This window comes from Streptomyces sp. NPDC059142 (assembly GCF_042755665.1).
Lineage (GTDB): Bacteria > Actinomycetota > Actinomycetes > Streptomycetales > Streptomycetaceae > Streptomyces.
In genome coordinates this window covers 1-10,434 of record NZ_JBHZDA010000143.1, presented here as the reverse complement: position 1 = coordinate 10,434, position 10,434 = coordinate 1, and the positions used below count along the sequence as shown (strand labels likewise).

Here is a 10,434-nt window from a genome sequence, read left to right as displayed (position 1 = left end):
CCTCCGGGGCGGTGGGGCCTCCGGCGCCAGATCCTCGGCCCGTCGCCTCGCCTGGCCGGCGGGTGGGCCGAAGGGGCGCGTCGCTGTCGAAAGGGAGGCCGTACTCGATATGCGGCTCCGCCGCGTGGGCGCAGGCCCCGAGGAACGAGGGGCCGAGCACGGTCGACCGTCGACAGCGGCATGGAGCGCCCCGGAGGCGAACCGAGCCCTCAGAAAAGAGAGGGCTTGCCGACCGGCCCTTAGAAGTTGACCGCGTGGTTGCCGAACGCCGGGTTCAGGAGGCCGATCACATTGACCGTGTTGCCGGTCACGTTGAGCGGGAGGTGGATCGGGACCTGCACGGCGTTGCCGGAGCCGACGCCCGGGGAGTGCTGGGCCAGGCCGTCGGCGTGGGCGCCGCCTTCGGTGGCGAACGCGGCGCCGGCGGAGGCGCCCGCGGCGAGACCGGCGGTGACGAGGACCAGGGCGGCCTTCTTGGCAACCTTCATGGAGTGTTCCTTAATCGCGTGATCGACGGCCGCCGCGGTCTGCGGTGGCACGCCGTGGAGAACGCGCGACCCGGCGCCCAGGATGCGCCGTGTGGGTGACATACACCCGACAGTATGAATCTCAGACCGGAAGATGACCTTCCGGATACCGGTCCCGGCTCCCGCGGTGAGGGTCGTATCAGCCGGTCACGCCGTGCCGTACGGCCCAGAGCGCCGCCTGCGTCCGGTCCGAGAGGTCCAGCTTCATCAGGATGTTCGAGACATGCGTCTTGACCGTCTTCTCGGAGAGCACCAGCGCGCGGGCGATCTCCCGGTTGGAACGCCCGTCGGCGATGAGGGTGAGCACCTCGCGCTCCCGTTCGGTGAGCGACGTCCCCCTCCCCTGGCCCGTCCCCGGCTCGTCCTGGGCCAGCAGCGCGCCCGCCACCTCGGGCTGGAGCAGTACGTGTCCGGCGTGTACGGAGCGGATCGCGCCGGCCAGCGCCTCGGGGTCGATGTCCTTGTAGACGTAGCCGGAGGCGCCGGCGCGCAGCGCGGGGACGACGGTGCGCTGCTCGGTGAAGCTGGTGACGATCAGCACCCGGGCCGGGTTGCCGAGGTCGCGGAGTCTGCGCAGCGCCTCGATGCCGTCGCCGCCGGGCATCTTGATGTCCATCAGGACGACGTCGGGGCGCAGCTCCTCGGTGCGGGCGACGCCCTCGGCGCCGTCCGCCGCCTCCCCGACGACCTCGATGTCGGGCTGGATCTCCAGGAACGTGCGCAGTCCGCGCCGTACCACCTGGTGGTCGTCGACGAGCAGGACGCGAATGGCGTGGCGCTGTGCGCCGTCGCCGTTCTCCTCAGCCACCGGGCACCTCCATCTCGATCGTGGTGCCCTGTCCCGGCGCGGAGCGCACCCGGAGTCTGCCGCCCACCCCGCTCGCCCGGTCCCGCATCGAGACCAGTCCGAGGTGGCGTCCGGCCCGGCGGACCACGCGGGGCTCGAACCCCTTGCCGTTGTCGGTGACGCTGAGGACGGCGCCCTGGGCGCGGCGGGCGAGGGTGACGTCGACGCGGTCGCCGCCCGAGTGGCGCAGCGCGTTGTGCAGGGCCTCCTGGGCCACCCGCAGCAGCGCCTCCTCCTGGGCGGCGGGCAGCGCCCGTACCGCGGAGCTGTCGAAGGTGACGCGGGCCGCGTGGGCGCGGTCGAGGACCTGGATCTGGGTACGGAGCGTGGCCACCAGCCCGTCCTCGTCCAGGGCGGCGGGGCGCAGCTCGACCACGGCGGCGCGCAGCTCGTCGGCGGCCTCCGCGGCGAGCGCGGCGACCTGCTGGAGTTCGCCCTTGGCGCGGGCGGGGTCGCGGTCGACCAGCGCGGCGGCGGCCTGGGCGGTGAGCCGCAGGGAGAAGAGCTTCTGGCTGACGGCGTCGTGCAGCTCGTGGGCGAGGCGGGAGCGCTCCTCGACGATGGTGAGCTCGCGGCTGCGCTCGTAGAGCCGGGCGTTGGTCAGCGCGATCGCGGCGTGCTGGGCGAGGATCGAGAGGAGTTCCTCGTCCTCCTCGGTGAATCCGCAGCCGCCGTCCGGTTTCGGGCAGCGCTTGTTGGCGAGGAAGAGCGCCGCGATGGTCTCGTCGCCGTCCCTGACCGGCAGCCCGAGAAAGTCGGACATGTCGGGGTGGGCGGAGGGCCAGCCCTCGAAGCGGGGGTCCTTCCGTACGTCGGCGAGGCGCTCGGCCTTCTCCTCGTGGAGCATCGCCGCGAGGATGCCGTGCTGGCGCGGGAGCGGGCCGATGGCCTTCCACTGTTCGTCGCTGACGCCGTCGACGACGAACTGGGCGAAGCCTCCGTGGTCGTCCGGGACACCGAGGGCCGCGTACTCGGCGTCGAGCAGTTCGCGGGCGGAGACGACGATCGTCTTGAGGACGTCGTGCACCTCCAGCCGCCTGCTCATGGCGAGGAGTGCGGTGCTCACGGCGGCGAGGCCGGAGCTGGGTCGGTGGCTCATGTGGCCACCGTACCGGCGGGTTGGTACGCGGCGTATCGGACCGGGGACCGCCCGGGGAGGGGGCCCTTGGGCCTAGGTCCCGGGCGGCGTGGACCGGACCGAAGGGACCGGGCGGGTTCGGGCCCGCGTCCGAGGCGGCGGGGGCGCCGGCGTTCCTACGTTGGACGCGTCACAGGGTCACGAGGTCACAGGTCACAGGTCGCAGGTCACAGCCCCGGGCCGGGGCTGTGACGGTGGCCGGTGGCCGGGAAAGCCGACGCGAAGGAGCGGACGTCATGCCGGTAGCGGTGGTCACGGGGGCATCGAAGGGGCTGGGGCGCGCGCTGGCCGAGGGGCTGGCCCGGCGCGGCTGGGACCTGGTGCTGGACGCCAGGACCGCGCGCGTGCTGGAGGAGGCGGCCCGTGCGGCCGGGGCGCACGGGACGCGGGTGGTGGCGCTCGCCGGGGATGTGACGGACGCCGCGCACCGTGCGGAGCTGGTGGCTGCGGCGGCAGGGCTCGGCTCGCTGGATCTGGTGGTGAGCAATGCCAGCGCGCTGGGCGCGGAGCCGCTGGTACGGCTGGACGCGCTGCCGTCGGCCGGGCTGCGGGCCGCGCTGGAGACCAATGTGGTGGCGGCGCTCGGCCTGGTGCAGGAGGCGCTGCCGCTGCTGCGGGAGAGCGCGGCGGGGACGGTGATCGTGGTCAGTTCGGACGCGGCGGCGGAGGCGTACGAGACCTGGGGCGGGTACGGGGCGTCCAAGGCGGCGCTGGACCACCTCGCGGCCGTGCTGGCGGTGGAGGAACCGGGGCTGCGGGTGTGGGCGGTCGATCCGGGGGACATGGGGACGGATCTGTACGCGGCGGCCGTGCCGGACGACCCGGACCCGCGGCCGGCGCCCGACGCGGTGGTGCCCGGCTTCCTGCGGCTGCTGGAGCGGCGGCCGCCGAGCGGCAGGTACGCGGCGCCCGCGCTGCTGGAGGCGACGCCATGAGGATGCCGGACGTGCCCGAGGAGCTGTCGGCGCGGGTGCCGGCGGAGCAGCGCGGGACGGGCCGGGACGATGTGCGGCTGCTGGTGTCCCGGGGGACCCGGGTGAGCCATCACGCCTTCCGGGAGCTGCCGGGGCTGCTGCGGGCCGGGGACGTCCTGGTGGTCAACACGTCGGCGACGCTGCCCGCGGCGGTCGACGGGCGGATCGGCCCCGACCCCGGGGGTGAACGCGTTGTCGCGCACTTCTCGACGCGGGGTGACGACGACCGGTGGGCGGTCGAGCTGCGGACCCCGCGCGGCCCGGCGGCGGAGGCCGGAGCCGGGGCGGGCGCTGGTGCTGGAGCAGGGGCGGGGGCGCGGGCCGGGGCGGGGGCGGGCGGCGGCGCGGGAACCGGAGCGGAGGCCAGGGCGGGCGCGGGCGCGGGGGTGACGCTGCCCCGTCCCGGCGGCCCGGCGGGGACGGTCGTACGGCTGCCGGGCGGAGTGCGGCTCGTCCTGGAGGAGCCGCTGGACCCGGCGGGGGCCAGGCTCTGGTGGGCGCGGACCCCGGGCACCGATGTGCCGGGGCTGCTGGGCCGCCACGGCCGCCCCATCCGGTACGGGTACACGGAGCGGGACCAGCCGCTCTCGGCGTACCAGACGGTTTTCGCGCTCCCCTCCCCCGACGGCTGCGGCTCGGCGGAGATGCCGAGCGCGGGGCGGCCCTTCACCGCGGGGCTGGTGGCGGAGCTGGTGAGCCGGGGGGTGCGGTTCGCGCCGCTGGTCCTGCACACGGGGGTGGCGTCGGCGGAGGCGCACGAGCCGCCGTACCCGGAGCGCTTCGCGGTGCCGGAGCCGACGGCGCGGCTGGTGAACGCCGCGGTGGCGGGCGGCGGGGCGGTCGTCGCCGTCGGTACGACGGCGGTGCGCGCCCTGGAGTCGGCGGCGGGGCCGGACGGGGTGGTGCGGGCGGCCTCCGGCTGGACGGATCTGGTGGTGACGCCCCGGCGCGGGGTGCGGGTGGTGGACGGGCTGCTGACCGGGCTGCACGAGCCGGCGGCCTCGCATCTGCTGATGCTGGAGGCGATCGCCGGACCGACCGCTCTGACCAGGGGATACGAGGCGGCGCTGCGCCGCGGCTACCTCTGGCACGAGTTCGGGGACGTCCATCTCCTGCTGCCCGGAAATCGCTCACGCTCCGGGTTGCGGGAGCAACACGCGGTCAGGTCGTAGGGGGCCCGATGTGAGCCCCGGCATAGGACCCACATCACTTACGAACGGGTTTAGTCGACGGATAAGGGCCGCGTGAGCACGGCATAACCGGACATTGGGGCGCCTTCCCGGCGCCCCTTCGCACTATCCGAGGTCGTACGTCACACCTTTGCCAGGGCATTTTGCGGCCGCTAACAATTGCCGACGTCGCCGCCGAGATGGCTGGCCATCCGGCCTCCGCGACTCCCGCTATTCGAAGAGGTACGTCTCTATGTTCTCGTCACGCACCCCTGGCCTCAGCCGTCTGAACAAGACCCATCGGGCATCGATCGCCGGCGTCGCAGCCGCCGGAGCCGCGGCTCTGACGTTCACCCTCGTCCCCGGCGGCCACGGCGCCGCCGAGGCCAAGCCCGAGGCCCAGGCCAAGACCTCCGCCGCCACCCACGTGGCGTGGAAGTCGGCGACGGACAGCACCCAGGCATCGACCGTGCACGCGATCGTCGCCAAGCAGCACACCAACGCGCTGGACGGCGCGGCCAAGGTCAAGAGCACCGGCTCCAAGGCCGACTCCGAGGCCAAGGCCAAGGCCGCCGCGAAGGCGAAGGCCGAAGCGAAGGCCAAGGCCAAGGCCGAGGCGAAGAAGCGCGCCAAGACCACGTCCGCCAGCCGCTCGACCGTGCGCAAGCCGGTCTACGCGAACAACCTGGACGGCTGGATCCGTGAGTCGCTGGCCATCATGAAGAAGCACGGCATCCCGGGCAGCTACAACGGGATCCACCGCAACGTCATCCGTGAGTCGAGCGGTAACCCGAACGCGATCAACAACTGGGACATCAACGCCCAGAACGGCATTCCCTCCAAGGGTCTGCTCCAGGTGATCCCGCCGACCTTCAAGGCGTACCACGTCAAGGGCACGCCGAATAACATCTACGACCCGGTCTCGAACATCGTGGCCGCGTGCAACTACGCCGCGGACAAGTACGGCTCGATGGACAACGTCAACAGCGCGTACTGATCCGCGCGGACCCGCACGGGACGCGCACCGGGCCCGCCCGGAGCGATCCGGGCCCGCCGCACGCGCGGCAGTGAACGCCGGAGGGGGGGGGGGCCCCCCCCCCGCGGGGCGCCGCCGGGCGCGGGGGTCCCCACACCCCCCCCCCCCCCACCAGCGAGCGTCGGGGGGGGGCCGGGGGCGGGGCCCCCCCCGGGGGCCCCCCCCCCCCCCCCCCGGGGCCGCCCCCCCCCCCCGCCCGCGTCAGGCCCCGCCGGGGCCCGTCGTCACTTGCGCATGACCTCGGGCTCGTGGCGGCGCAGCAGCCGCGCGACCGCGAAGCCGCAGGCGACCCCGATCAGCAGCAGCACCGAGATGTTCATGACCCACTGGCCCGCCGCGTGCTCCCACAGCGGATCCAGGTTGGTCGGGTCGTTGACGTCCCAGGGCGCCATCAGGTGAGAGAGGTCCAGGGTCGTGCCCGCACCGGCGATGGCCCAGCGGGACGGCATCAGCCAGGCGAGCTGTTCCAGGCCCGGCGAGTCGTAGAGCTGGAAGAGGACGCCCGTGAACACGACCTGGACGATCGCGAACATGACGAGCAGCGGCATCGTCTTCTCGGAGGTCTTCACCAGCGAGGAGATGACCAGGCCGAACATCATCGAGGTGAAGCCGAGGGCGATCACGACCAGGCAGATCTCGACGGCCGGCGGCATGAGCAGGCCCTCTTCCGGCAGCACGCGGGGCGCGAAGCCGATACCGCAGATGATGACGCCCTGGAACGCCGTGATCACACCGAGTGTGATCACCTTGGACATCAGATAGGCGGAGCGGGAGAGACCGGTGGCCCGCTCCCGTTCGTAGATCACCCTCTCCTTGATCAATTCACGTACGGAGTTGGCCGCGCCCGAGAAGCACATGCCGACCGTGAGGATCAGCATGATCGTGCCCGCGGCCCCGTTGAACCGGGTCGGCGCCTCGGGCGGCCCCAGACCGAACTTGGCGGGGATCACCACGCTGACCACACCGAGCACGGCGGGCAGGATCAGCATCAGCCCCATGAAGCCCTTGTCGGAGGCGATCACCGAGGAGTAGCGGCGTATCAGCGTCCAGAGCTGGGAGCCCCAGCTCTGCGCCTTCGGCGGGCGCAGGTGCTGCGGCGGCGGCATGTGGGCCGGCTGCGCGGCGACGGAGTCGATGTCCGCGGCGTACATCTGGTAGTGCTGGGAGCCGCGCCAGCGGCCCGCCCAGTCGTACTCGCGGTAGTTCTCGAAGGCCGAGAAGACATCGGCCCAGGTGCTGTAGCCGAAGAAGTTGAGCGCCTCCTCCGGCGGACCGAAGTACGCGACGGAGCCGCCGGGCGCCATCACGAGGAGCTTGTCGCAGATGCTCAGCTCGGCCACCGAGTGGGTGACCACCAGGACCGTACGGCCGTCGTCGGCGAGGCCGCGCAGAAGCTGCATGACATCGCGGTCCATGCCCGGGTCGAGGCCGGAGGTCGGCTCGTCCAGGAAGATCAGCGACGGCTTGGTGAGCAGCTCCAGGGCCACGGACACGCGCTTGCGCTGACCACCGGAGAGCGAGGTGATCTTCTTGTCCTTGTGGATGTCGAGCTTCAGCTCGCCCAGCACCTCGCCGATACGGGCCTCGCGCTCGGCCTCGGCGGTGTCGCCGGGGAAGCGGAGCTTGGCCGCGTACTTGAGCGCCTTCTTGACGGTCAGCTCCTTGTGCAGGATGTCGTCCTGCGGAACGAGACCGATGCGCTGGCGCAGCTCGGCGAACTGCTTGTACAGGTTCCGGTTGTCGTAGAGGACATCGCCCTGGTCTGCGGGGCGGTAGCCGGTGAGCGCCTTGAGCAGGGTGGACTTGCCGGATCCCGAGGGACCGATGACCGCGATCAGCGACTTCTCGGGGACGCCGAAGGAGACGTCCTTGAGGATCTGCTTGCCGCCGTCGACGGTCACCGTGAGGTGGCGGGCCGAGAAGGAGACCTCACCGGTGTCGACGAACTCCTCCAGCCGGTCGCCGACCAGCCGGAAGGTGGAGTGACCGACACCGACGATGTCGTTGGGGCCGAGGAGCACGGTGCCGGACTTGGCGATCGGCTGACCGTTGACGTACGTGCCGTTGTGGGATCCGAGGTCGTGGATCTCGAAGCGGCCGTCGGGGGTCGCCGTGAACTCGGCGTGGTGACGCGAGACCTGGAGGTCGGAGACGACCAGTTCGTTCTCCAGCGCACGGCCGATGCGCATCACCCGGCCGAGGGAGAACTGGTGGAAGGTGGTCGGGCTGCGGTCCCCGTACGCGGACGGGGCCCCCGCCGCGCCGCCCGCGCCACCGCCCTGTGGCTCCTGTGACTGCTGTGGCCTCGGTGACTGCGGCGCCTGCTGCGCGTAGTGCGGCGCGGGGGCCTGGCCCTGCTGGGGTACGGCCGCCTGGGCCTGGGCCGGTGCCTGCTGCTGCCAGCCCTGCTGCTGGGGCTGCTGCCAGCCCTGCTGGGCCGGTGCCTGGTGCGCCGCCGCCTGCTGGGCCTGGGCCTGGTGGGCCTGGGCCTGCTGGGCCGGTGGCTGCTGGGCGCCCGCGCCCGCTCCGGTGAGCGTCACCCGGGGGCCGTCGGTGGCGTTGCCGAGATGGATCGCGGAGCCGACGGCTATCTCCAGCTCCTGAATGCGCCGGCCCTGCACATAGGTGCCGTTGGTGCTGCCGTGGTCCTCGATGACCCAGCCACGGCCTCCCCACTTCACGGTGGCGTGGCGCCACGAGACCCGGGCGTCGTCGATCACGAGGTCGCCCTGTGGATCGCGGCCGAGCGTGTACGACCTGGACGGATCGAGCGTCCAGGTTCTTCCGTTCAATTCCAGTACGAGTTCCGGCACTCCACGCCCCACTTGTTGTCCCCCGAGTTTCCCCCATCGCGGGGAGTCCAGGGATGGCGAACATCGTGAGGAACTATTTCAGGCTCACTCCCGTCTGTGAAAGTCAGGCTGTGTGCCATAGCGGCACAAGCATGTAACAGCCCCCTACGGAGGGGCTGTCGGCGGGGAACAAAGGGCCACGGAGAACAACAACACCGACAAAACAGAGTGATGGTCCGGGCGTCCGGCGCCGTGCGCACCACCCGGCGCCCGACGCATTGGGCGTCCACGGCAGTGCCGTAGAGCGAGAAGGCGGGATTCAATCGTCGATTTCTCGCCATTCGACGCCCCGGCGATACGGCAGTAGCGGAGCCATGGAATCCGGTACGTCGCTTACCTCCGGTGCGCCGACGCGTCCGTACGGCGCTGCGGATGGCGATCCCGACGTCGGCGCCACACCGTATACGCAGGCCATTCCCGCCATCACCACATGTTCACCGTCCGGTACGCGGGACGGCTGGCCGGTTTCCACGCCCCGCCCGATACGGTGGAACCACCATGAGCGCATCTCAGCCCCGTCTGAACTCCGACGTCCCGACCCTCCTCGTCAAGATCTTCGGGAAAGACCGCCCGGGGATCACCGCCGGGCTCTTCGACACCCTCGCGGCCTTCTCCGTCGACGTGATCGACATCGAGCAGGTCGTCACCCGTGGCCGTATCGTCCTGTGCGCGCTCGTCACCGCTCCGGCCGCGGACGGTGCCGGCGAGGGCGAGCTGCGGGCCACCGTGCACAGTTGGACCGATTCCCTCAAACTCCAGGCCGAGATCATCTCCGGCACGGGCGACAACCGCCCGCGTGGCAGCGGCCGTTCGCATGTCACCGTCCTCGGAAACCCCCTGACCGCCGAGTCGACGGCGGCCATAGCCGCCAGCATCACCGGGACCGGCGGCAACATCGACCGGATCTTCCGGCTCGCGAAGTACCCGGTCACGGCGGTCGAGTTCGCCGTGTCCGGCGTGGAGACCGAACCGCTGCGCACCGCCCTCGCCACCGAGGCGGCCGAGATCGGGGTGGATGTCGCCGTCATCTCGTCCGGACTGCACCGCCGGGCCCAGCGGCTGGTGGTCATGGACGTGGACTCGACCCTGATCCAGGACGAGGTCATCGAGCTGTTCGCGGCGCACGCCGGCTGCGAGGACGAGGTCGCCGAGGTGACCGCCCGGGCCATGCTCGGCGAACTGGACTTCGAGCAGTCCCTGCACGCCAGGGTCGCGCTCCTCGCCGGGCTCGACGCGTCGGTGGTGGAGAAGGTGCGGGCCGAGGTACGGCTCACCCCCGGCGCCCGCACCCTGGTCCGTACGCTCAAGCGGCTCGGCTACCAGGTGGGGGTGGTCTCCGGCGGATTCACGCAGGTCACCGACGCGCTCCAGGTTCAGCTCGGGCTGGACTTCGCCGCCGCCAACACCCTGGAGATCGTGGACGGCAAGCTCACGGGGCGGGTCGTGGGCGAGATCGTCGACCGGGCGGGCAAGGCCCGGTTGCTGCGCCGGTTCGCGGCCGAGGCCGGGGTGCCGCTGGCACAGACGGTCGCCATCGGTGACGGCGCGAACGATCTCGACATGCTGAACGCGGCCGGGCTCGGCGTGGCCTTCAACGCCAAGCCGGTGGTCCGCAAGGCCGCCCACACGGCGGTGAACGTGCCGTTCCTGGACACCGTGCTCTATCTGCTGGGCATCACCCGGGAAGAGGTCGAGACAGCGGACGGTGAGGACGGCCTGGAAGAGCCGTCCGCACCGGCCGCACCGGTCTCAGGGGCCTCAGGGGCCTCACCGGCCGGACCGGACCCGCGGGACGGCCGCGCGGGCTGAGCCGCGACGGGGGAAGGCCCCGGCGGGGGATCCGGGGGGACCACCCCCCCCCCCCCCGGGGGCGGGCCCGGCCGGCGGGGCG

Annotated in this window: 8 protein-coding genes; 4 read left to right on the top strand and 4 right to left on the bottom strand. The window is 72.1% G+C overall.

The features are described 5' to 3' along the window. Positions 1 to 239: 239 nt before the first annotated feature. The 3 genes from ACFXPK_RS30940 to ACFXPK_RS30930 form a co-directional block, all read right to left on the bottom strand. Entirely contained in the window at positions 240 to 488 is a 249-nt protein-coding gene (locus tag ACFXPK_RS30940; protein ID WP_385007155.1) for a chaplin, read from the bottom strand. A gap of 178 nt (positions 489 to 666) precedes the next feature. Next, positions 667 to 1,335 (bottom strand): response regulator, encoded by a 669-nt coding sequence (locus ACFXPK_RS30935; RefSeq protein ID WP_385080435.1) that lies wholly within the window; start codon positions 1,333 to 1,335, stop codon positions 667 to 669. Continuing rightward, positions 1,328 to 2,473: a GAF domain-containing sensor histidine kinase gene (locus ACFXPK_RS30930; protein ID WP_385007159.1), complete on the bottom strand. Its 1,146-nt coding sequence runs from the start codon at positions 2,471 to 2,473 to the stop codon at positions 1,328 to 1,330. Before ACFXPK_RS30930 ends, ACFXPK_RS30935 begins: the two co-directional genes overlap by 8 nt. 275 nt (positions 2,474 to 2,748) lie before the next feature. On the opposite strand from ACFXPK_RS30930, the gene ACFXPK_RS30925 reads away from it, so the two are divergent. From ACFXPK_RS30925 to ACFXPK_RS30915, 3 genes are all read left to right on the top strand, one after another. After that, positions 2,749 to 3,447 (top strand): SDR family NAD(P)-dependent oxidoreductase, encoded by a 699-nt coding sequence (locus ACFXPK_RS30925; protein ID WP_385080433.1) that lies wholly within the window; start codon positions 2,749 to 2,751, stop codon positions 3,445 to 3,447. Continuing rightward, positions 3,444 to 4,658 carry an S-adenosylmethionine:tRNA ribosyltransferase-isomerase gene (locus ACFXPK_RS30920; RefSeq protein ID WP_385080432.1) on the top strand — a complete coding sequence of 405 codons (1,215 nt, stop codon included), beginning with the start codon at positions 3,444 to 3,446 and terminating at the stop codon, positions 4,656 to 4,658. The genes ACFXPK_RS30925 and ACFXPK_RS30920 overlap by 4 nt, the downstream gene beginning before the upstream one ends. A 250-nt stretch (positions 4,659 to 4,908) precedes the next feature. Then, positions 4,909 to 5,652: a transglycosylase SLT domain-containing protein gene (locus ACFXPK_RS30915; RefSeq protein ID WP_385007166.1), complete on the top strand. Its 744-nt coding sequence runs from the start codon at positions 4,909 to 4,911 to the stop codon at positions 5,650 to 5,652. A gap of 263 nt (positions 5,653 to 5,915) precedes the next feature. Here ACFXPK_RS30915 and ACFXPK_RS30910 read toward each other — a convergent pair whose 3' ends face one another. Continuing rightward, positions 5,916 to 8,516 (bottom strand): FHA domain-containing protein, encoded by a 2,601-nt coding sequence (locus ACFXPK_RS30910; RefSeq protein WP_385007350.1) that lies wholly within the window; start codon positions 8,514 to 8,516, stop codon positions 5,916 to 5,918. 525 nt (positions 8,517 to 9,041) lie between these two features. Between ACFXPK_RS30910 and serB the strand changes: the two genes are divergently transcribed. Continuing rightward, positions 9,042 to 10,352 (top strand): phosphoserine phosphatase SerB, encoded by a 1,311-nt coding sequence (serB, locus tag ACFXPK_RS30905; protein ID WP_385080430.1) that lies wholly within the window; start codon positions 9,042 to 9,044, stop codon positions 10,350 to 10,352. Positions 10,353 to 10,434 lie beyond the last annotated feature (82 nt).